The following is a 22,524-nucleotide window of genomic DNA, read 5'->3' as shown; positions in this document are numbered from 1 at the left end:
GTGTATTATCTTTTTTGTAGGGGAGGGATCTATGATGGAGCATAAACAAGAAGACATTTCATTATTTAAAGATAAGTCGAATCTAGATATTCATAAGACGCTGGCGACTGTTTACCAAGCCTTAATTGAAAAGGGCTATGATCCTTATGTTCAATTAGTTGGTTATTTAACATCTGGCGATCCAGCATATCTTCCAAAATTGAATAATGCGCGGACCCTAATGTGTCATTACGATAGAGAAGAAATAATTGATGTGCTTTTACATTCATATTTGAAGGGTAGAACACCATCAATGGATGGGACGTCAGATTAGTGAGATTAATGGGATTAGATGTAGGATCGAGAACCGTTGGTGTAGCCATGAGCGATGCTTTAGGGTGGACATCTCAAGGAATCGAAATCGTTAAAATCAACGAAGATGAAAAAGAGTTTGGGTTAAAACGAATTAAGGAATTAATCCAAAAATATGATGTCAAAGGTGTTGTCATTGGACTACCTAAGAATATGAATAATACTTCTGGTCCAAGAGTAGAAGCTTCGAAAAATTATGGAGATTTGATAAAGAAAAATTTTAATCTGCCAGTCGATTTTGAAGATGAACGACTCACCACTGTTGAAGCTGAACGAATGCTAATTGAGCAAGCTGATGTTTCAAGAGCAAAACGAAAAAAAGTTATTGATAAGGTTGCGGCTGAATTGATTTTACAGAGTTATCTTGATCGTAAGGGTAAGTTATGTAATTTCTAATTAGAAAAGAGGAACTAATATGAGTAAAGAAAACGAGAACAACCAACAAGAACAAGTTACGCTTGTCGATGAAGATGGAAAAGAAAGTTTGTATAACATTTTATTTACCTTCTCATCTGATGATTACAATCGTTCCTATATTTTTATTTATCCAGCAACAGATGATGATAACGATGAAGTAGACATTGAAGCTTATGCATTGCCAAAGGATGATGATCCTGCTAATCCAAGTGGTGGAGAACTAGAGCCAATTGAAGATGACAATGAGTGGGAAATGGTTCAAGAAATGCTTGATACCTTCCTTCAATCAGGACAAGATCAAAAATAATTAAGTGATGCTGGAAATCCAGCATCCTTTTTTTAATTAATTTAAAGGATTTTCATGATAAAATGGAAGCATTGCGGGAGGTTTTACTTTGGCTGGTAAAAATAGATTTAAAACTAAAATTGGTGGGAAAGAATATACTTTTATTGGGGATGCTTCGGATGAACACATGGAGACAACGGCGCGGATCTTAAACAATCAGTTGGCACAGTTAAAAAATATCTCCAAGGGTGTAAGTGATGAAGATGCCGCCATTTTAATTGCGTTTAATGCAATTTCTGATCAATTAAAAAAACAATTAGAACTTGATAAGATTAACAATAAAGCGGAGGATGACGAAGACTAATGTTATTTACAATTATCATCATAATCATACTAATCTTTTCGATTGTTCATGGTTACCATCGTGGACTGGTAAATGAGTTATTCAGCTTTATTAGTTATTTGATTGCCGCAATAATTGCGTTTGTTTATGTGATTCCGGTTGCTGATTTTTTAAGAGCCGCTTCTAATATGATTTTAGCGACTCATGCTTACAGCAATACTGGGTTTTGGCGGGGACTATCTTTTTTGGTAACTTTTGTAGTAGTGGCGGTTATTTTAAGATGGGTTTCACATCTATTGAATCGGATTGTTTCTCTGCCAGTGTTAAGACAACTGAATTCGCTCTTGGGTGCAGTTGTTGGTGTAATCATTAGTTTGTTAGTGATAATGTTAATACTTGATGGATTATTATTGACCAACAATAATTGGGTGAATACTGAATATCAAAATTCAACCGTCTCACAGATGATCACGATGAATTCTCCACACTTATTTAATCAAATGATAAATCGGTAAAATGGGATGAAAAAATGAACAAAAAAGTACTTGATACATTAGAATATAACAGAGTGAAGCAGTTGGTAGGTCAGTTTCTAACCACTGAAAATGGATCAAGAGAATTAAAACAATTGAGGCCAAGTAGTGATTATGAAGTGGTCTCTCACTCATTGGATGAGTCAGATGACGGTTCACATATTTATCGCCTAAACAAAATGATCCCAGTTCCTAGGTTAAATGACATCACTCCGTACATGAAACGATTAGCGGTTAATGCCGATTTAAACGGGACTGAGTTGGCTCAAGTTAGTGCGGTTTTACTCGCAAGTGTGCGGGTTAAAATTTTCTTTGATAATTTAGCGGATGATAAAATTGATTTAAATGTTTTGTACGATGAAGCTAAAGATTTTAATGATCTTCCGGAAGTTTCAAAACGACTTCAAACGTCAATTGACGAAGACGGGCGCGTATTAGATTCCGCATCTAATCAGTTGCGTTCCATTAGAAAAGAAATTGCGCGCTTAGAAGCTAACATTAAAAGTACCATGAATAAGTTTATCCATGGTAAACAATCTAAGTATTTGAGTGAGCCAATCATCACGGTTCGAGATGGTCGTTATGTTATTCCTGTTAAGGCAGAAGACAAACAAAAATTTGGTGGAATCGTTCATGATCAAAGTACAAGTGGATTGACTTTGTACATTGAACCTCAAAGTGTAGTTTCTTCTAATAACGATCTGAGAAGATCGCAACTAGACGAGCGTAAAGAGGTTCATAAAGTTTTGGGTGAATTGTCTGACATGATTAGACCCTATCAAGAGGAACTCATGGAAAATGCTTCTAAGTTAGGTCATTTTGACTTGATCAATGCTAAGGCCAAGTTTGCAGATCAGATGAATGCGACTAAGCCAAGTGTTTCAAAGGATAATCATGTTAATTTAAAAAATGTTAGACATCCGTTAATTGACCAGCAAAAGGTTGTTGGAAATGATATTTCAATTGGATCTGATTTTCGACAAATTATTATTACTGGTCCGAATACTGGTGGTAAGACGATCACCATCAAAACGCTTGGGATAAACCAGTTAATGGCCCAGTCTGGGATTTTTGTAATGGCAAATGAAGGTAGTCAGATTGGTGTTTTTGACAATGTATTTGCTGACATTGGTGATGAACAGTCGATTGAGGCTAATCTTAGTACCTTCTCGTCTCATATGGATAATTTGATTGACATTTTAAAACACATTACTAAGAGAAGCTTAATTTTGATTGATGAACTAGGTGCTGGAACGGATCCTAAAGAAGGAGCGGCACTAGCTATGTCGATTTTAGATAAAATCGGTGAAGCTGGTAGTGAAGTCTTGGCCACCACTCATTATCCAGAACTGAAAGTGTATGGCTACAATCGGCCGGAAACGATCAACGCTTCAATGGAATTTGATGAGAAGACTCTTGAGCCAACTTATCGACTATTGATGGGGGTTCCAGGGCAGAGTAATGCTTTAAACATTGCTAAGCGACTGGGATTGGATGAGTCGATCATTTCTGAAGCTAGTTCACTAATGGATTCTAATAGTCAAGATATCAATAAAATGATTAAGCAACTAACAAAACAGACCAAAGCTGCCGATGAACGTGCTCGTAAACTCAAAGTGGAGCTTGCGGATAATGAACAATTGCACGCTAGGTTAGACGAGCAGCTCACTAAGTTTAATAATAATAAAGATACGATGGTTAATGATGCCAAACGTCAGGCTAATCAAATTGTTTCAAAAACAAGGCGAGAAGCTAACGAAATTATTAATCATCTTCATCAGCTTCAGCGTAAAAATAAACAATCAGTCAAAGAAAATGAATTAATCGATGCTAAAGGAAAGATTAATTCTCTTGAACAGCACCCAGAACTTAAACATAATCGTGTTTTGAAGCGCGAGAAAGCAAAACATGACTTTAAAGAGGGTGATGACGTTCTGGTCAAATCGTATGGGCAAAGAGGCGTTTTGCTTAATAAGATTGGTAAAGATAACTGGGAAGTACAACTTGGAATTTTAAAGATGAAAGTTTCAGTGTCTGACCTTGAAAAGGTTCAAAAAGAGACTTCAAAGCCGAAAAAGCACACGCCTAGTGTACGGCGAACGCGTTCAAGTGGGATTTCACCAACGCTTGATCTTCGTGGTGAAAGGTATGAATCAGCCATGCAACAACTAGATCGTTACATTGATTCCGCTCTTTTGGCTGGTTATCCGTCCGTTACCATCATTCATGGAAAAGGAACCGGAGCTCTACGTAAGGGAGTCATAAATTATCTAAAACGCAATCGACGCGTTAAGGCATTTGGTTTTTCACCAGCAAATGCTGGTGGGGACGGCTCAACTGTTGTCAAGTTTAAGTAGATTGTATGCAATTTAGTTGCATTTGAATCAACACGTGTTTATACTTACTCATAGTAAGAAGTTAAAGGAGGCAAATGTTATGGTTAATGAAACTAATGATGCAAACTTTAAAGAAGACACTGCCGATGGGATTTCAGTTGTTGATTTCTGGGCACCATGGTGTGGTCCATGTAAGATGCAATCACCAGTAGTTGAAGACTTGTCTGAGGATCCTGAAGTAGCAGATAAGGTTAAATTCTTTAAAATGAATGTCGATGATAATCCAAACACTTCACGTGAATTTGGGATTATGAGTATTCCAACTTTGATGGTACTTAAGGATGGCAAGGTTATCGATCAAATTGTCGGCTTCCATTCAAAAGATCAGTTAAAGAAATTGTTGTCTTCATATACAGCATAAAAAAAGAGCCGAATGGCTCTTTTTTTATTTTGCGATGCTAATTGGCTTAAAATCACTAGGATTGTTAACCGGAGCATTGGGATCAGAAACAACTGTAAAGCTCACACTGTTTAATTTAATGGTTGCTTCGCATTCAGTTGCGATTTGATCAATTTGCTGTTTGGTTTGTGCTAAAAAGCCAGCCTCAAGCATAAAATCGGGATCCTTGTTCAGCTTTAATCTAGTTTCGACTTCTGGTCCAGCTAATTTCCAGTTGATTTTTTTGAGACTTTCCTTTTTAAGTTCTAGATTACCAAACTGACTTTGTTTAAAGAATACTTGAAGATCATCATTTGATGCTAGTGGGAACTTAGTGGCAAGATCTTTGCCAGCCCAGTATAGGATGTCGTGAATATCTTGATCCAACAAATCTGGTAAAAGACTATCTCTTAAAAGTTCGATTCCCCAAAAGGGTGAATCAGAGTGTTCTTTGCGAAACTTTTCGTATTTATTCATATCAGAGTCCTCTTCCAAAAAGATACTTTACAAATAACATTTTATCATAGAACACCGTGAAATAAAGGAGAAAGGCAACTTGAACTAAATTTAAAAAAACGCCATAATTAGATTTGAAGTTAATAGGAGGGATAATATGAAATCATCACCAGTAGCATATATGGATTCTGGAATTGGTGGAATGACAGTTGCAAAAGTGGCACTTGCAAAACTACCACATGAGAACATGATTTATCTTGGAGACGAAGCACGACTTCCATACGGCGAAAAAACCGCAGAGGAAGTTCGTAAATACTCAGCTGAGATCGGGAATTTTTTTGTTGATCAAGGCGCTAAGATGATGGTGATTGCTTGTAACACCGCCACAGCAGCAGCTCTTTCGTATTTGAGAAAGATCCTTCCAATTCCCGTGATTGGAGTTATTGAACCGGGAAGCTTAGCTGCAGTTAAAAAAACTAAAAATCAAAAAATTGGTGTGATTGCAACCAAGGGCACGGTTACTAGTCACTCCTATCGAGATACCATTAAAGGCATTGATCCTAATATCACTGTGAAAGAAGTGGCGTGTCCAGATTTTATTCCACTTGTTGAAAGTGGTGATTATCAAAGCTCGACTGCTAAGAAAACGATTATTGAAGGTTTGAAACCGTTTAAGGATAGTGGCATTGATACATTAGTGTTAGGTTGTACTCACTTTCCAATTATTGCGGATTTAATTGCGGATGTGATGGGTCCCGATGTTACTTTGGTTAATCCTGGGTATGAAACGGTTAATGCTGTTAAAAATGAATTAAAACAAAAGGCTGAGCTAGCAAACGTGGAATCGCCTAGTGATCGTTTTTACACTACTGCCGATGTTGAAAGATTTGATAAAGTTGGTAAAAATTGGTTGCACACTGATATTGATGCTAAGTTGATTCCTGTTAAACAATTGGAGAGATATTAATGAAAAATAATCAAATTGTTCTTGCCTCAAAAAATCCTGGTAAAATCAATGAGTTTTCGGAGATGCTTTCAAAATTAGGCTTAACCGTCAAATCAATTAATGATTTTGAAGATGTTCCACCTATTGACGAGAATGGCTCAACCTTTGAAGAGAATGCGACTATTAAGGCCAAAGTCGTCTCTAACTACTTAAATTTGCCGGTGTTAGCGGATGATTCAGGTTTGGTGGTTGATGCCTTAGGTGGAGCACCTGGAGTTCACTCTGCGCGTTACGCTGGCGATCATAATGATGAAGCTAATAAGGCTAAATTGTTAAAGAACATGGCGGGTCAAAAGGATCGTTCCGCCCATTTTAATACAACATTGATTGTGAGAAAACCGGATGGTAAACAACTAGTGGTTGTAGGAAGAGTTAACGGTCAGATTGTAGAAACTCCTAGAGGGACAAATGGGTTTGGTTATGATCCTCTCTTCTATCTCCCTGAAGTTGGTAAAACTTTGGCAGAGTTAACGGACGACCAAAAAAATCAGTATAGTGCGCGTGGTAATGCCTTGCGTAAGTTAACCAATGTAATTGAAGATTGGTGGTAAAAAAGAGTCTATCACGATTAGTGATAGACTCTTTTTTAGTTTGTGCTTTGTGGTGGTTCTGGAACCACTAAAGGTGAAAGTGGAAGATTAATTCCGGCTTTATTAATAGCGGTCAGGTATGCTCCAAGATATTCAGCGTTAACGTCGAATTCGCGTTCATTCTTAGTGTGTAAGAAAACGGAAATCGCAAGTGAACCATCTTGTAAGAAGTTAGTGCCAAAAATGACTGGTTTACCAACAATGTCAGGGTCATTCGGACATTTTTCTTCGTTAACTTTAGCAATGATATCTTCGACCTTGTGGATGGGGGTTTCAGGAGTAATCCGAATATTAATGATGGTCATCATTTCTCCACGAGAAAGGTTGGAGACGGTGGTAATACTACGATTTGGGATGAAATTTAAGGTTCCATTGATACTTGTAATTTGAGTTGTGCGAAGACCAACGGCCTTAACGTATCCCTCAATATTGTTGATAATAACACGTTCTCCCACGTCGATTTGATGCTCAGCTAGGATAAAAAAGCCACTAACAATATCACTGACGAATCCCTGAGCTCCAAGTCCAATTGCCAAACTAAAGATTCCGGCTCCTGCCAGCAACGTTCCAACGGGAATTCCAATCATTGATAGTAGTGAATATAACCAGAAGAAAACGACGGTGTAGTAGTAAATATTGGTGGTAAGGGTGTACATCGTTTTATTTCGTCTTGCGGCAATTGGTTCTGACGTCCCGGTTATTTTGGGTAATTTATCCTGTTTTTGCGAGATATCATTTTGACGTTTTTTAAAATAGTGTTTAATAAATCTTCTTCCGACTCTTATTATAATTAAGAATAAAATTGAAACTAAGATAATACTGATAATCTTGGTAGTAAGATTAGAGAATATTTTAGCCCAGTCAAAACTTCTAAAATACTTAGTTAAAAACGATGGATTTGCTACGTTTTCAACGGATCCTGATTTAAGGGCCGATGAAGCGTTAGCTCCGTTAGCCACTAATTGGATAAATATGTTCATAATGTCCTCCACTCCTAATTTTTCGATTATCAATATTTTAACAGAGACGAGACCCAAATAAAATTAAGCTTTTTAAATTGTCATATGGGTTAGATAATGCTATTCTAAATGGAGAAGAAGCCATTAGGAGGATAATTAAATGGGGATTGGTGAGTTAGCAGCGCTAATTGCTGCAATTGCTTTTTTAGTATTAGTTGTGTTTTTATGCTTGTTTTTGGTCCGTTTATCAAAAACGGTTAAAGACTTAAGTGAAAATGTTGATAGTCTTACTAATGATGCAAATCATATTAGCAAAGAGTGTGAGCAAATTATGGTAATTTCAAATACATTGTTAAATAACGTTAACTCAAAGTTGGATCAAGTCGACCCAGTTTTTCAGGCGGCTGCTGATTTAGGTGTTAGTGTTTCAGACTTAAATGAAGCAACCAGAACTGCAACTGAAAAAGTTAGATCAAAGAGTGGTTTGTTAGCCAAGACTTCAGCTTTAACTTTTGCTGGTAAAATGATTGGTAGATTATTCTCCAAACGCAACAAAAATTCTGAAGGAACAAATTAAGGGGTGGATTGGTTATGAATTTTAAAAAGGGAATGCTTTTAGGATCAGTAATCGGCGGAACTGCTGCATTTGTAGCGTACAAACTATTAGATGAATCGAGAAAGCGTGAGATCAAAGACTTTCTTCTTGATACCACTGAAGATGTTAAAGATCGTGCGCTAGATTACGTTTATTACGCAAATGACACTGCTGAAGACCTTAAGGATCTTGCTTCAGATAAGATGGATGATGCTAAAGACTCAGTGCAAAAGGTGAATGAATCACTTGGAGATAAGTTATCTGATTTGCAAGAAGCCGTTAATTCATTGAAAGCAAACGTTGAGGAACATCCTGCTCCTAGAAATGAATTAGATGACCTTGCTAAAGAAAAAGAATCTGATGACATTGTGATTGATCCTGACGATGCCTTTAGTGATCAAGATCGCGCAGAAACAATTTATCCAGTTCATGAACATCACGAAAAGTAATTTATTTACCCAAATCGGACGGTAGTCCGGTTTTTTTTACCCCAAAATGTAACCGATTTCACTTGAATGAGTTCTTTTACTTTGATATATTTATAATAATTAATGGTCTAATAGTACATAATAGGAGAAACCGAATTTGAAAAAACAAAATGTGACAATTTATGATGTAGCTCGTGAAGCCAATGTTTCAATGGCAACTGTTTCACGGGTAGTAAATGGGAATCAGAATGTGAAAGATGCCACCAAACAAAAGGTTTTGAGTGTCATTGATAAACTTGATTATCGACCTAACGCAGTGGCTAGGGGACTCGCAAGCAAAAAGTCAACGACAGTTGGCGTTATTATCCCCAACGTTACCAATACCTATTTTGCTTCGCTTGCACGCGGGATTGACGATATAGCAACGATGTACAAGTACAATATTATCTTAACTAATTCTGATGGAAACAATCAGCGCGAACTCACTTCAATGAATACGTTACAGGCCAAGCAAGTTGATGGAATTGTATTTATGGGAAATGAAATTTCTGATGAACTTCGGACTGAATTTAAAAAGTCACGCGCCCCAGTTGTTTTGGCCGGTTCAGTTGATGCTAGTGGCAAGATTCCAAGTGTAAACATTGATTACCGCCAAGCCGTGTATTCTGAAGTCACCCAGTTGATTAGTAATGGGAATGATCGCATTGCTTTTATCTCTGGCCCGTTAAACCGCTCGATTAATAAGGATTTTAGGTTAAAAGGGTATAAAGACGCGCTCTCAGATGCTGGAATTCCGTTTGAGAAAGCATTATTATTTGAGACCGATGTAAGTTATTCTGGTGGGTATGCTTTAAGGGAGCAACTAAAAAGAAATGAAGTGACTGCGGCAATTGTCACTGATGATGACATGGCTGCTGGGGTGATGAACTCAATGACTGATGACGGTGTTAGTGTTCCCGGTGAATTTGAACTGGCCACTAGTAATGATACTAAACTGACTGAGATGACTAGACCAACCATGTCAACTATTACTCAGCCGCTTTATGATGTTGGAGCTGTTGCTATGCGACTCTTAACCAAACTAATGAATAATGAAGAAATTGATGAAAACAAGGTCTTTTTACCCTTTGGATTAAAGAAGCGTGAATCAACCAAATAGAACTGAGCTTGATACTAGGGCCGCTAATTGATATAATTATAGAGTTAATATGTTTAAAAGAGAGAGGAGTTGTGATCATGTCAGGACATTCAAAGTGGCATAACATTCAGGGACGAAAGAACGCCCAAGATGCTAAGCGTGGAAAGATTTTCCAGAAGATCTCACGTAACTTATATCAAGCTGCAAAAGCTGGTGGAAGTGATCCCGAAGGAAATCCTCAATTAAGACTAGAAATGGAAAAAGCTCGTGAAGCAAACATGCCGAAAGATAACGTTCAGCGAGCAATTGACAAAGCTTCAGGGGTTGGTGGAGCTAAATTCGAAGAAGTAACATATGAAGGTTATGGACCTGGTGGGACTGCTGTTATGGTTTCTGCTTTAACCGATAATAAAAACCGGACCGCGGCTGCCATTCGTTCAGCCTTCACTCACCATGGTGGTTCCCTTGGAACTGATGGCTCGGTTTCATATATGTTTGACCGAAAGGGTCTTATTACGATTTCAAAGTCAGATACTGATGACGACGAAGATAGTATGTTGATGGCAGCGTTGGATGCTGGTGCTGATGATATGAAATCAACGGATGATGAGTACCAAATTCTTACTGATCCAGCTAGCATGGCTAGTGTTCGTGATGCATTGCAAGATGCAGGATACAAGTTGGATGCAGAAGTTAAGTTGATTCCACAGAATACGACAGAAGTTCCTTCAGATAAGGTTGAACAGTATAGTGGTCTAATTGATGAATTAGAAGATAACGATGATGTTCAAGATGTTTATGAAGCTGCAGTATTACCTAATCAAGCTAAATAATTAAATTAATTTATAAAAGATGCAATCTTTAATTAGATTGCATCTTTTTTTCGTATTTGGTTATGAAGGATGTGATTAAAGTGAAAGTGACACAATGGTTGAACAATATTATGGAATTTGCAGTTCAACGGCAAGCTTCTGATGTTTTTATTTTACCTAAAGAAAAAGACTATTGTATTAAGATTCATACGGCTGTTCGGACAATTCAAATTACTGATTTGAGCAAAGACATGGCTAAAAAGGTCATTTCATATTGTAAGTATCAAAGTGGGATGTCAGTTACAGATAATCGCAGACCACAATTAGGATCGATGGACTATGTAATTAAGGGCCAAAAACTACGTTTACGATTGTCATCAGTGGGTAATTTCAGTCAAGATGAATCAATGGTAATTAGGATTATCTATGACAGTAATCATGTCGACAGTGGCTTTTTTTATGCTGATCAAATTCAAAAAATCGAGTCATCCTGTAAAAAACGTGGTTTACTTTTGTTTGCTGGTCCTACTGGTTCCGGTAAGACGACCACAATTTATCGAATCGTTAGAAGTATTAGTAAAAATCAGATCGTGATGACAATCGAAGATCCAGTTGAAATTTATGAAGAAAATTTTTTACAACTTGAGGTTAATGATCGGGCCCAAATGACGTACGCTGATTTACTTAAAGTGGGATTAAGACAACGACCTGACGTGGTGAGATTCGTGATCATCAAACTGCCGAAGTAGCAATTTCAGCGGCCTTGTCGGGACATTTGGTACTAAGCACGGTTCATGCTAGGTCTCCTGAAGGAACAATCCAAAGGCTGTTAGAACTCGGGGTTGATTATGAAAGAATCAAATCAGCTTTGAATTTAGTGGTGTATCAACGACTAATACCAACCATTTCAAAGAAGACTAAGACCCTTCTAACTATTAAAGATAAATTTGGTGATCATGCGCTGTTAAAAGACGATATGAGTGATTGGAAGAATCGAATTGATGAGCTTTTGAAGAAGGGAATAATCAGTGAAAAAGTTAGAGATGAATACTATTACGGGTAGACGTGTTTCTCTTAAACAACAGTCTTTCTTGTTTTCAACCTTGGGAGACCTTTTATCGATGGGATTTTCTATCCAACAAAGCTTGAAGTTTATTAAAGTGGTGTCAACTAAAAATCAGAAAATAGTTACTAGGATCATGCAAAGTTTAGCGGACGGGAATTCGCTGCCAGAATCGATGCGATTCTTTTTGAGTGAATCAATTTATTACCAATTAGAAATTGCCGATAAACATGGAGATTTGATTAATGAGATGAAAGAGGTCGGGGAGTTCTTAAAGTTAAGAATTGCTCAAAATGAAAAGATTAAAGGAGTTGTAATTTATCCAGCATTTTTGTTTGTGGTCTTGTTTAGTATTATTTTTGCAGTTAAGTTTTTGATTATGCCCCAAACTGCTGATTTAACTGGAAAATCAGCTTCTAATGGAAGTCATGCTATTCAATATGTCGTTTATGGATTAATATTGATGGCGCTTGTGGCGGGAATTTTTGGTTATCAAAGTTTTAAAAATAAAAAGTGTATTGATCGAATTAATTTGTTGGTAAAGATTCCATTACTTGGTTCATTGTTTAAGGCTTATTACCAATATTTTGTGACCTCCAACTTTGCGTTAATGATCAAAGGAGGATTGGACTTAAAACAAGTTGTGTTCAGTTTATTAAAATTTGATCATCAAAGTCTTCTATATGATGTGGGAAAAACCATGCAAGATGGTTTTAACAATGGGCTTAGTTTCGGAGCCAGTTTAGCTCATTATTCCTTTGTTTCCGAAGAAATGATTGTGTTTCTATCAAATGGAAGCACGCAGTCTGAATTGGCTCAAAATTTAAAAGCTTTAAGTCAGCTCAGCTTTAAAGAAATGATCAAAAAATCGAATATACTGATTAAGTTAATTCAGCCGACTTCATTTGCGGTGATTGGCATCCTAATTGTTGGTGCTTATTTGCAAATGCTACTGCCAATGTATAACTCAATGAAGGGAATTTACTAATGAAAAGAAAAGGGTTCACATTAATTGAAATGACAATTGTCTTATTCATTATCTCACTACTAGTTTTAATTATTATTCCGAACTTAAGTAATCAAAAGGATCACGCCAAAAAAATTCATGGATCAGCAATGGTGTCAGTTATTCAAACTCAGATTGATGCTTATGAAGACGAAAAGCATGATGGAAACATAACTATTAATAAGTTAGTTAGAAGTCATTATTTAACAAGTAAGCAGGCTAAACAAGCTCAAGTGGAAAGAGTGGTCGTAGTAAAAAATCATGCCGTTCAAAGATAATCAAAAGGGTTTTACGTTAGTTGAGAGTCTTCTCGTTTTGTTTGTAACATCCCTTATTTTAGGGATCACATTAGTTGCTGGTAACTATTTAGGATTTTTTGAAGGTAAAGAAGAACGCTTTTTTCAAACTTTAGATTCGGGATGGGACGATGCGTTATTAGAGTCACAGAATAATCATCATTCAACGGACGTATTGTTTTATCCAAATGATGAGGTGGTATTTGCTACGTGTGGCAAATCGAAACGAAAAGATAAAATAATTAGAATGCCAAAGGGGTTAAGCGTTAAAAGTTACCATGATATTGAGATCAAAAGCGATGGATACGTTAAACCGCAAACAATTCGATGGTATTCGCAGAATCAAAAGAAAACAATTTTACAAAAAATTCAACTTGGATGGGGTGCATATCATCTTGAGACTATTAAATAAAATTAGGCTAGGATTCACGTTGATTGATTCATTAATTGGTCTGACCCTGATTTGCAGTGGTGTGATCTTTTATTTAAACGTTAATGATTTTGAACACCATTGCTTAAGAAGAAGTCAGTATGAAACACGTCAAGTTAGGATGAATTATGAACGTGAATTACTTAAAAAATATAAATGATCGAGCTGGTTTTTCGTTAATTGAGTCCATTTGTTCACTTTTGTTGGTCTCGTTAGCGTTTAGCGTGATTATGATTACTAGTCAATTAATTCAAAAGGAAAAGTGGAGTGATAATCAGGGAACCTTTTATCGTTATCTTGATGTGATTGAGTCACCGGATTATCAATTTAAGATGATTAAAGTCACTAAACATGCCATTAAACTAAAGAGTAAGAAAGAAAATAAGGAATATATAATGGAACATTATCATGACATGGTTCGATTGCGTGGAGTAAATGGTGGACACATTCCAATCATATTAAACGTTAGTAAGGCATCTTGGTCATTACATCATCATATATTAACTAGTCAAATTAGAATTAATGGGGTCAATTATGAAGCCAAAAGTCACCTGTAAGAGAAGCGGAAGTTTAACGTTAGTTGCAATTTTATTTTTAACTTTTTTGTCTGGAATAATCGTTTATCGTTACCAAAAGATTAATTTTCAAATTCAAAATAATCATATTCGGGCCGCAAAATATCAAAGACTAACGAAAGAATTGAATAATTCTAATAGATAAATGAGAAATCTTGAATAATATGCGTGAATTCTGGTAATATTAACCCTAGATATATAAGAAGAGGGGTTGATATTCTGTCTGAGAAAGAATCAATATCATTGTTTCAAGTTTTTGATCAATCCAGTAAAGTCTTGAGTCAGGCGTTAGGCACTTCGTATTTAGACGCTTTCATCGAAACCGCCGATAATATGATTGATAACAATACCGTTCGGGTCGAGGATGGCATTCCAAAACCCAACGTTGTCGATGAATTGACTAAGTTGTACCAAACGGTTGACTATAAAAAGATGGATAATGAATCGATTAGACGGGCCATTCAAATGGTTATGATCAAGGCTACCAAAGAAGATAAGATTCAGGCAAATCATCAAATAACTCCTGATACAATCGCTTACATCATGGGATACATAGTTACGCGGATTTATGAACACAAGTCCAGCGTGGGCATCCTTGATCCAGCAGTTGGAACTGGGAATTTACTTACAGCAGTCATGAATCAGCTACACGATTCACTTCATGACACTGTTAAGGGATATGGAATTGATAACGATGATTCAATGATTTCAATTGCTAGTATTAGTTCTGAAATGCAAGACTTGGATGTTGAGCTAATTCAGCAGGATAGTATTGAGCATCTGTTGGTTCCTAAGGTTGATTTAGTTGTCTCTGATCTCCCAGTTGGTTATTATCCAATTGATGAAAAGACAAAAGGGTATGCAACGCGGTCACAATCGGGGCATTCTTATGTTCATCACTTATTGATTGAGCAGTCAATGAATTATTTAAAGCCTGCTGGGTTTGGAGTGTTCTTAGTTCCAAGCAATATTTTTGAAACGAGTGAAGCAAAGGGACTTTTGAAGTGGTTTCAAGATTCGGTTTATTTACAGGGAGTACTGAATTTACCCCAAGAGTTGTTTGGGGATAAAAGTGCTCAAAAAGCCATTTTAATTTTGCAGAATCGTGGTGGAGACAGTCACCAAGTTCAAAAAGTGATGCTAGGAGAGTTTCCTTCGTTTAAGGATACGGCTGCCTTTCAAAAGTTCATGGCTGAGATTGTTGATTGGGAAGAAAACGATTTATTAAAGGAATAGTTGAAATTAAGGAGATTACTCATGGGTAAGATTATTGCAATTAATGCTGGTAGTTCGACTTTAAAGTTTAAGTTGTTTAAAATGCCAGAAGAAGAAGTTCTTGGAGAAGGTTTAATTGAGAGAATTGGCTTACCAAAGTCACATGTTGAAATTAAATATGATGACGGGAAGAAATTTGAGGAAACGTTAGATGTTAAAGATCATGAACAAGCAATTCAAATTTTGTTAGATCAATTACTCGATCTTGATATTATCAACGACTATAACGAAATTACCGGTGTTGGACATCGAGTTGTTGCTGGTGGAGAATATTTCGATCAATCGGTAATCATTACTCCTGAAGTTCTCAAAAAGATTGAAAGTTTGGATGAATTAGCTCCATTGCATGAGCCAGCCAACGTTTTAGGAATTAAGGCATTTGAAAAGGTGCTTCCAAACGTGACTAGTGTTGCCGTCTTTGATACATCATTTCATCAAACCATCCCTGAGAAGAATTATCTGTACAGTCTTCCTTATGAGTACTACGAAAAATACACGGCTCGTAAATATGGATTCCACGGGATTAGTTATCGTTATGTCTCTCAAAGAGCAGCTGAGTTAATGGGTAAACCCGTCGAAGATTTAAAAATGATTATCATGCATTTAGGTGCTGGGGCTTCAATTTGTGCCGTGAAGAACGGTAAGTCCTATGACACATCGATGGGATTTACCCCAGTTACTGGTTTAACCATGGCTACGCGTTCAGGTGATGTTGATCCTTCTCTTTTGGCCTACGTTATGGAAAAAGAGGGAATGACAGATATCAATGATATGATTAAGGTTTTAAACACTAAATCTGGATTACTTGGTATTTCGGGCGTCTCTGCTGATATGCGTGAGGTTGAAGCTGCTCAAAAGACTAATCATCGTGCTAGAATTGCTCGTCAGATCTATGTTAATCGAATTGTTAGATACATTGGATCCTACCTAGCTGAACTTGGTGGTGCTGATGCAATCGTGTTCACTGCTGGAGTTGGTGAAAATAGTATTACCGTTAGACAAGAAGTTACTGATCAATTGTCATATTTTGGGATTGGCGTTGATAAAGAAAAGAATAATGTTCGTGGTGTGGTTAGAGATTTGAGTGCTGATGGCTCAAAGATTAAGACTCTTTTGGTACCAACCAACGAAGAATTGATGATTGCCCTTGATGTTCAGCGACTTGAAAAGGAAAAGAAAGCAAGTAAATAACCTAAAAGAGATCTTGGTAAATTCAAGATCCCTTTTTTTATGGCATTGATTTAACTTTTTTTGAAGTTTTGGTAGTTTTTCTTACAAAATATCTGTATAATTTCCATAAAAAGTAGCAAACAGCTTCACGTATCCGTGTATAATGTAGGCATACGTAAAGAAAGGATGTTTTTGTTGGAAAAAAATACAAATAATGAAAACCAAATGTCACGTGGACTTAAAAGTCGTCACGTTCAATTAATGGCACTAGGCGGGACCATTGGAACCGGATTGTTTTTAGGAGCTGGTCAATCAATTCATTTGGCTGGTCCATCCATTATCATTGCATATATAATTGCTGGAGTTGCTTGCTTTTTCTTAATGAGAGCACTTGGTGAATTATTACTTTCAAACACGAATAGTGTTTCGTTCATTGAATTTATTAATAAGTACCTAGGAGAAAGAACTGGCTTTGTGGCAGGCTGGACCTACTGGTTTTGCTGGATTGCCATTGCAATGGCAGAAGTGACCGCTGCGGGTCTATACATGAAGTTTTGGTTTCCTGATTTGCCACAGTGGGTGACCGCGGCGTTCTTAATTTTGATTTTATTCTTGTTAAACTCAATCACCGTGTCCGCTTTTGGTGAAACTGAATTCTGGTTTGCGTTGATTAAAGTGGTGGCCATTGTGGCGTTAATCATTATTGGAATTGTTTTGGTTTTGATGCACTACAAGACAAGTGTTGGGTATGCACAAGTATCTAATTTGTATTCTGATGGTTTTTTTGCCCATGGTGCATCAGGATTTGTCCTTTCTTTTCAAATGGTGCTTTTTAGTTTTGCAGGAATTGAAATGATTGGAATGACAGCTTCAGAAACCCAGGATCCTCAGAAAATTATTCCTAAATGTATTAATGAAGTCCCAACTAGAATCATTATTTTTTATGTTGGTTCATTATTAGCTCTAATGTGTATTTTTCCTTGGCAGTATATTTCAGCAAATTCGAGTCCCTTCGTTCAAGTGTTTTCCAACATTGGAATTAAGTCCGCAGCTGCTATTATTAACTTTGTGGTTTTGACCGCTGCAGCTTCTTCTTGTAATAGCGCCATTTTTACTACGGGTAGAATGTTATTTTCTCTAACCGATAAGAGCCAAAATAAATTTGCAAAGAAGCTTGGAACGCTTTCAAAAAGGCATATTCCAGCAAATGCAATTTTGTTTTCAACGATTGTGATTGCTATTTCAGTGTTATTAAACATTTTGATGCCAGACGGTGTTTTTGAATTAGTTTCAAGTATTGCTACTACATGTTTCTTGTTTGTCTGGTCTTTAATTGTTATTACACACTATGAATATCGCAAGTCACTTAACCAGGAACAAACAAATAAACTTACCTTCAAGATGCCATTCTTCCCATATTCTGACTTTTTCGTTGTTGGATTTATGGTCTTCGTTGCTTTTGTTTTAATTTTCAAAATGCAAACATTGGTCGCATTAATTGGATCGGTTGTTTGGCTTCTTGTTCTATATGGATTTAAAGTTCTAAGTGATAAAAGAAGAGAAAACAAAGAAGTCGATGATTAAAGTCATCGACTTTTTGATTATAATTATTGATGGATGTTAGAATAGAAGTTAACGATAGTTACAGAAAACATTTTGAGGAAGTAATTTTATGGATGATAAAGTAGCAATTCTGCATACCAATGATCTTCATTCCCATTTTGAAAATTGGCCCAAGATCAGAAGATTTATGAAACTAAGAACAAAACAATTGGAAAAGCAGGGTTATCGAGTCTTTAAAGTTGACGATGGTGACGCCATTGATCGATCAAACGCGTTGACTGATGCTACTTCTGGCAAAGCCAACATTGAATTAATGAATTCAGTTGGTTATGATGCTGCCACAATTGGAAATAATGAAGCACTGACAATGTCACATGACGAACTGGCACATCTTTATGATGATGCCAATTTTCCCGTTGTTTTGGATAATGTGATTGATGAAAGAACTGGTCAACTTCCTAAGTGGGCGATCCCATATCGTGATTTTAAGCTAAAAAATGATGTTCGGGTACGCTTTATGGGTTTAACGGCACCTTATCCCACGTATCAATACATGGATTGGAATTCCTTGCCAATTAAAAGTACCATTGAGCGTTGCTTGGCGGATTGGAAAGGACAATATGACGTTCTGATTTTACTTTCTCACTTAGGGATTAGTAATGATCGGAGAATTGCGAAAGCATTTCCTGATATCAATATTATTGTTGGAGGTCACACTCATCATTTGTTAGTTCATGGTGAAATGGTTAATCAAACCATGTTAACTGCTGCTGAGAAATGGGGTCACTACGTCGGTGAAATTACTTTTGACGTGAGCTCTCAAAAAAAGGTAGAAAATGTTAGGGCACGTGTATATAAAACATCTGAAATGGAAACTGACGTTCAAGATGCAGAGGAGATTCAGCACCTTGAAGATCGTGGTGAGGGAATTTTAGCAAGTAGTAAGGTTGCTGACATTCCTCATACAATGACGACGTCACTAACTGATGATAATGAACTAGTGGACTTGGGACTAAAGGCCATTGAAGCCAAAGCCGGGACGACTGCTGCCGTTTTGAACACTGGTTTGTTTTTAGGTGATTTAAAAAAGGGAATTGTTGACAAAAATGAACTCCATAAATTATTACCACATTCAATTCACGTTATGAGAAGTCAATTTTATGGTTATAACTTGTGGGAAATGATCATGGAAATGGAAAAGAACAAGGATTTTTTAGTTCGCTTTGAGCAAAAAGGAATGGGTTTTCGGGGAAAGTATTTTGGAAGACTCATTTATGATGGAATTCGATACGACACAAATAAAAAGCAACTATTCTATCATAATAAACTTGTCGAACCCGACGAAAAATACACGATTGCGTTGATTGATCATTATAGTTTTATTCCTTTTTTCCCGGCAATTAGTATTGTTGGTAAAAATGACATTTTTTATGGTGAAACTCTTCGGGATGTTTTTGGTGATTATCTAGCAAAGAAGTTTCCAATCGAGGGGAAGTAAAATGGATCATAACGAAATTGAGGGTTTGATTGAAACAAGGAATGATGAGAGAGATTCCCTGGCTAATATTAAGCAAGTTGATGAAACAACCTTGAGTATTAACGGACACGTGTACGTTCTTGAAGCTAACGTTAGAAATGCTTTTGATCTAGGTGAGTTTGCCAATAAATTTAATCCTATTTTGACGCGTTTTGATTACATTGTTGGTGACTGGGGATATAATCAGTTACGGCTAAAGGGTTTTTATGCTGACTTTAGAAATGTTAGTAAAGGTTTACGTCATGCGGCAATTCCAGATTATATTATTGAGGATGCCAATTTTGGTTCTAATTACTTTGTCTTACACAATTTGGAAGCCGAAAAGGAAAAGAATCAAAGCCATAAAGCTAGTAGAAAAAGACAACATGCTGGTGGAAAAAATAGAAAAGCAGGAAATCAAAACAGGCATAATGTTAATCCGACTAAAAATCAGACGTCAAATAAGAATTTTAAATCCAAGCATTTTAGAGATGGCAAGCGTGGCTTTACCATTAGACAGAAATAGGTGAAATCTTGATGAAGAGTTACAAGGGATATTTAATTGATTTGGATGGGACCGTTTATCAAGGGAAGAAGCGAATCCCAGCGGCTAAGCGTTTTATTGAGAGACTCCAGAAAAATCACATTCCTTTTTTATTTGTTACGAATAATTCAACCAAGACTCCAAGTGAGGTAGTCCATAATTTGGCACTTAATCACGATATCTATGTTACAAATGACAACGTTTATACTTCTGGGATGGCTACAGCTGCTTTTGTTAGTGAGGATGCGAAGTCGCACGAAGATAAAGCCAGAACGGCATACGTTATTGGAGAAAATGGATTAAAAGAATCTATGGAGAAAATGGGTTTCAATATTTTTACAGATAATCCAGAGTACGTAGTGGTTGGGCTTGATCGTGACTTGACGTATGAAAAATTAGCACGAGCAGTGCTGGGGATTGCCCATGGAGCTAAATTTATTGGAACTAATCCAGATGCGAGAATTCCAAGCGAATATGGGATGTTACCAAGTGCTGGTGCAATTATCGACTCAGTTCGGTATGCTTCAGGGGTTGAGCCGGTGATGATTGGTAAACCCAAGACCTTAATTGTTAGAAAAGCTTTAGATCAATTGAATTTAAGCAAGGCAGACGTAATCATGGTAGGTGATAATTATGACACTGATATTATGGCCGGCATTAACGATGGAGTAGATACTTTGCTAACTTATACTGGTGTGTCTACCAGAGAACAGGTAAAAAAGAAAGAAGTTCAACCTACTTATGAGGTAAATAGCTTAGATGAATGGAATACTTTATAGTTTGAAAGATTTAGTAGTATTTGTTTTAATACTACTTTTTTTAATAACATTTGCTGTCTTTTTTGTTATCAATGCTAGTTGGCTCTATTATGTTGCATTTTCCGTGTTGAATTTAACTAATAAATTTCATGTTTCCAGTGGATTATTAATGAGTAATTTTTATAAAATGATTGGTTTCATTCAGAATCCATTTGCGTCTAAATTAAGTTTGGACCAGTTTCCAATTTCGGCAAATGGGATGGTACATTTTAACAATGTAAGAGCGTTGGTATTAACTAATAATTTGGCATTGTTAATTGTATCCATGGTTTTACTTGTCATTATGATTCGTTTTCTTTACTTTAAGAAGTTATGGAAGTTTCAGTTGCTTTCAGAGATGACGATTTTATTTATAATTTTTTTTGGAGTCTTTTGTGTTTTAGATTTTCAAGATGTTTTTATTTATTTCCATGATGTTCTTTTTAGAAATCGAGATTGGGTTTTTACGCCAAAGAAAGATCCAATCATTAACGTATTGCCGAATCAGTATTTTTTAATGTGCTTTTTGTTGTTTTTTTTAATTATTCTTTTGGGATTATCTTTGATAATTTGGATTGGCAAAAGACAACTAAAAAAAGAGTCTGTCTAGAAGATTAAGATCTAATAGACAGGCTCTTTTTGTTTGAAAACTATTTTGATGTAGAAATCTTGCTTTTTAGATATCCAATTAAAGCAGGAATTAGTGAAATTACGATAATCAAAATGATTACCAGTGAAAAGTGTTCCTGAACGAACGGAATATTTCCGAAGAAGTACCCAGCTCCATAACAGATCAGTACCCAACTAATACAAGCAATTAGGTTGTATTTAAGGAACTTTTTATAGCTGAAATCTGTGCCAGCGGCTACAAAGGGAGCAAAGGTTCTGATAATTGGCATGAATCTAGCTAAAAAGATGGCAATTGCACCGTATTTATCGAAGAATTCACGTGCACGAGTTAGATCTTTTTCCTTGATAAATTTACCAAAAAAGTGGTGTTCAGTTAGTGCGTTTCCAACTTTTCTTCCAATAAAGAAGTTAAGGGAGTCTCCACCGGCAGATGCTAAGAAGAAGATAATGATGAATATCCAGATACTAAGATGATAATTGGAGTTAGCAGATAGGGCTGCGGCTGCAAATAAAAGTGAATCTCCAGGAAGGAAAGGTAAAATGACCGCTCCAGTTTCAATAAATATGATTGCAAATAAGATTAAGTATGTCCAATCGCCAAACATGTTTACGATCGTGATTAAGTGATGATCAATGTGTAGTATGAAATCAATTAAAAATTTAAAAAAATCCATGTTTTTCCTCTTTTTATATAAGTCTTTAACTATTTAAGTGTATCAATAAAATGATGATTTTTGAATTTAATTTTTTCTTATTTAAATTAATTTGGGTTTATTTAAAAAAAGTATTGACGTTAACTGTGATAGATAGTATAGTATTAGTTGTCGTCAAGTGCGGCATATCAATTTGGTTAAAATTAGTCAGACTTTTCTATTGACAATAAATTGACCACGTGGTATATTATTACATGCGGCGTTGAGGTATAATAAGACGACGTTGCGTCAGAGTAGATCTTTGAAAACTGAACAAG

Annotated in this window: 27 protein-coding genes and 1 pseudogene; 25 read left to right on the top strand and 3 right to left on the bottom strand. The window is 36.4% G+C overall.

All coding sequences use genetic code 11. The features are described 5' to 3' along the window. Positions 1-31 precede the first annotated feature (31 nt). From AC6UDD_RS04085 to trxA, 7 genes are all read left to right on the top strand, one after another. Entirely contained in the window at positions 32-313 is a 282-nt protein-coding gene (locus AC6UDD_RS04085) for an IreB family regulatory phosphoprotein (RefSeq protein ID WP_500718948.1), read from the top strand. Further along, the gene (ruvX, locus tag AC6UDD_RS04080; protein WP_500718947.1) at positions 313-747 is read left to right on the top strand and encodes a Holliday junction resolvase RuvX; all 435 of its coding nucleotides are present in this window, start codon (positions 313-315) and stop codon (positions 745-747) included. The genes AC6UDD_RS04085 and ruvX overlap by 1 nt, the downstream gene beginning before the upstream one ends. A gap of 19 nt (positions 748-766) precedes the next feature. Then, positions 767-1,075 (top strand): DUF1292 domain-containing protein, encoded by a 309-nt coding sequence (locus tag AC6UDD_RS04075; protein WP_500694395.1) that lies wholly within the window; start codon positions 767-769, stop codon positions 1,073-1,075. Between the two features lie 88 nt (positions 1,076-1,163). Then, the gene (locus AC6UDD_RS04070; protein ID WP_500694396.1) at positions 1,164-1,418 is read left to right on the top strand and encodes a cell division protein ZapA; all 255 of its coding nucleotides are present in this window, start codon (positions 1,164-1,166) and stop codon (positions 1,416-1,418) included. Then, positions 1,418-1,912: a CvpA family protein gene (locus AC6UDD_RS04065; protein WP_500718945.1), complete on the top strand. Its 495-nt coding sequence runs from the start codon at positions 1,418-1,420 to the stop codon at positions 1,910-1,912. The genes AC6UDD_RS04070 and AC6UDD_RS04065 overlap by 1 nt, the downstream gene beginning before the upstream one ends. Before the next feature lie 14 nt (positions 1,913-1,926). Next, on the top strand, positions 1,927-4,287 hold the full coding sequence (locus AC6UDD_RS04060) for an endonuclease MutS2 (protein ID WP_500718943.1): 2,361 nt from the start codon (positions 1,927-1,929) through the stop codon (positions 4,285-4,287). Positions 4,288-4,366: 79 nt separating this feature from the next. Continuing rightward, positions 4,367-4,687 carry a thioredoxin gene (trxA, locus tag AC6UDD_RS04055; RefSeq protein WP_500718941.1) on the top strand — a complete coding sequence of 107 codons (321 nt, stop codon included), beginning with the start codon at positions 4,367-4,369 and terminating at the stop codon, positions 4,685-4,687. A 24-nt stretch (positions 4,688-4,711) separates the two neighbouring features. Here trxA and AC6UDD_RS04050 read toward each other — a convergent pair whose 3' ends face one another. Continuing rightward, positions 4,712-5,182 (bottom strand): YslB family protein, encoded by a 471-nt coding sequence (locus AC6UDD_RS04050; RefSeq protein ID WP_500718939.1) that lies wholly within the window; start codon positions 5,180-5,182, stop codon positions 4,712-4,714. A gap of 136 nt (positions 5,183-5,318) precedes the next feature. On the opposite strand from AC6UDD_RS04050, the gene murI reads away from it, so the two are divergent. Then, a complete protein-coding gene (gene murI, locus AC6UDD_RS04045; protein WP_500718937.1) occupies positions 5,319-6,128 on the top strand; it encodes a glutamate racemase in 810 nt (269 codons plus the stop codon). Then, positions 6,128-6,718, top strand: a complete 591-nt coding sequence (locus tag AC6UDD_RS04040; RefSeq protein ID WP_500718936.1) for an XTP/dITP diphosphatase — start codon at positions 6,128-6,130, stop codon at positions 6,716-6,718. Before murI ends, AC6UDD_RS04040 begins: the two co-directional genes overlap by 1 nt. A gap of 35 nt (positions 6,719-6,753) precedes the next feature. On the opposite strand, the gene AC6UDD_RS04035 is transcribed toward AC6UDD_RS04040, so the two are convergent. Continuing rightward, positions 6,754-7,737: a mechanosensitive ion channel family protein gene (locus AC6UDD_RS04035; RefSeq protein WP_500718933.1), complete on the bottom strand. Its 984-nt coding sequence runs from the start codon at positions 7,735-7,737 to the stop codon at positions 6,754-6,756. A 139-nt stretch (positions 7,738-7,876) separates the two neighbouring features. On the opposite strand from AC6UDD_RS04035, the gene AC6UDD_RS04030 reads away from it, so the two are divergent. From AC6UDD_RS04030 to AC6UDD_RS03955, 16 genes and pseudogenes are all read left to right on the top strand, one after another. Beyond that, positions 7,877-8,293, top strand: a complete 417-nt coding sequence (locus AC6UDD_RS04030) for a DUF948 domain-containing protein (protein WP_500694404.1) — start codon at positions 7,877-7,879, stop codon at positions 8,291-8,293. 14 nt (positions 8,294-8,307) lie between these two features. Continuing rightward, on the top strand, positions 8,308-8,760 hold the full coding sequence (locus AC6UDD_RS04025; protein WP_500718931.1) for a YtxH domain-containing protein: 453 nt from the start codon (positions 8,308-8,310) through the stop codon (positions 8,758-8,760). A 136-nt stretch (positions 8,761-8,896) separates the two neighbouring features. Further along, positions 8,897-9,898, top strand: coding sequence for a catabolite control protein A (gene ccpA / locus AC6UDD_RS04020; RefSeq protein ID WP_500718929.1), 1,002 nt, complete (start codon positions 8,897-8,899; stop codon positions 9,896-9,898). Between the two features lie 77 nt (positions 9,899-9,975). Next, positions 9,976-10,710: a YebC/PmpR family DNA-binding transcriptional regulator gene (locus AC6UDD_RS04015; protein WP_500694428.1), complete on the top strand. Its 735-nt coding sequence runs from the start codon at positions 9,976-9,978 to the stop codon at positions 10,708-10,710. A 62-nt stretch (positions 10,711-10,772) separates the two neighbouring features. Next, positions 10,773-11,752: pseudogene (gene comGA / locus AC6UDD_RS04010) on the top strand (competence type IV pilus ATPase ComGA). Then, positions 11,718-12,740, top strand: a complete 1,023-nt coding sequence (locus AC6UDD_RS04005) for a type II secretion system F family protein (RefSeq protein ID WP_500718927.1) — start codon at positions 11,718-11,720, stop codon at positions 12,738-12,740. The pseudogene comGA and the gene AC6UDD_RS04005 overlap by 35 nt, the downstream one beginning before the upstream one ends. Continuing rightward, positions 12,740-13,036 (top strand): competence type IV pilus major pilin ComGC, encoded by a 297-nt coding sequence (gene comGC / locus AC6UDD_RS04000; protein ID WP_500694408.1) that lies wholly within the window; start codon positions 12,740-12,742, stop codon positions 13,034-13,036. The genes AC6UDD_RS04005 and comGC overlap by 1 nt, the downstream gene beginning before the upstream one ends. Further along, positions 13,020-13,466, top strand: coding sequence for a prepilin-type N-terminal cleavage/methylation domain-containing protein (locus AC6UDD_RS03995; RefSeq protein WP_500718924.1), 447 nt, complete (start codon positions 13,020-13,022; stop codon positions 13,464-13,466). The genes comGC and AC6UDD_RS03995 overlap by 17 nt, the downstream gene beginning before the upstream one ends. A gap of 146 nt (positions 13,467-13,612) precedes the next feature. Next, positions 13,613-14,041: a competence type IV pilus minor pilin ComGF gene (locus AC6UDD_RS03990; protein WP_500718922.1), complete on the top strand. Its 429-nt coding sequence runs from the start codon at positions 13,613-13,615 to the stop codon at positions 14,039-14,041. 261 nt (positions 14,042-14,302) lie between these two features. Then, complete coding sequence (locus tag AC6UDD_RS03985; protein ID WP_500719290.1) at positions 14,303-15,295, top strand: class I SAM-dependent methyltransferase; 993 nt, start codon at positions 14,303-14,305, stop codon at positions 15,293-15,295. 21 nt (positions 15,296-15,316) lie between these two features. Continuing rightward, on the top strand, positions 15,317-16,525 hold the full coding sequence (locus AC6UDD_RS03980) for an acetate/propionate family kinase (RefSeq protein ID WP_500696104.1): 1,209 nt from the start codon (positions 15,317-15,319) through the stop codon (positions 16,523-16,525). Positions 16,526-16,729: 204 nt separating this feature from the next. After that, positions 16,730-18,088 (top strand): amino acid permease, encoded by a 1,359-nt coding sequence (locus AC6UDD_RS03975; protein ID WP_500719286.1) that lies wholly within the window; start codon positions 16,730-16,732, stop codon positions 18,086-18,088. Between the two features lie 88 nt (positions 18,089-18,176). Then, complete coding sequence (locus tag AC6UDD_RS03970) at positions 18,177-19,565, top strand: bifunctional metallophosphatase/5'-nucleotidase (RefSeq protein ID WP_500718920.1); 1,389 nt, start codon at positions 18,177-18,179, stop codon at positions 19,563-19,565. 1 nt (position 19,566) lies between these two features. Further along, positions 19,567-20,109, top strand: a complete 543-nt coding sequence (locus tag AC6UDD_RS03965) for a YutD family protein (protein ID WP_500718918.1) — start codon at positions 19,567-19,569, stop codon at positions 20,107-20,109. 11 nt (positions 20,110-20,120) lie between these two features. Continuing rightward, the gene (gene nucF / locus AC6UDD_RS03960) at positions 20,121-20,906 is read left to right on the top strand and encodes a 5' nucleotidase NucF (RefSeq protein WP_500718917.1); all 786 of its coding nucleotides are present in this window, start codon (positions 20,121-20,123) and stop codon (positions 20,904-20,906) included. A 1-nt stretch (position 20,907) separates the two neighbouring features. After that, positions 20,908-21,534 carry a TIGR01906 family membrane protein gene (locus AC6UDD_RS03955; RefSeq protein WP_500718915.1) on the top strand — a complete coding sequence of 209 codons (627 nt, stop codon included), beginning with the start codon at positions 20,908-20,910 and terminating at the stop codon, positions 21,532-21,534. Between the two features lie 40 nt (positions 21,535-21,574). On the opposite strand, the gene AC6UDD_RS03950 is transcribed toward AC6UDD_RS03955, so the two are convergent. Further along, positions 21,575-22,228 (bottom strand): VTT domain-containing protein, encoded by a 654-nt coding sequence (locus AC6UDD_RS03950; protein WP_500718913.1) that lies wholly within the window; start codon positions 22,226-22,228, stop codon positions 21,575-21,577. Positions 22,229-22,524: the final 296 nt, after the last annotated feature.

It is taken from the genome of Fructilactobacillus sp. X2R1C3, assembly GCF_059901425.1.
Note: the sequence above shows the minus strand (reverse complement) of the source record. Positions and strands in the feature narration are given on the sequence as shown.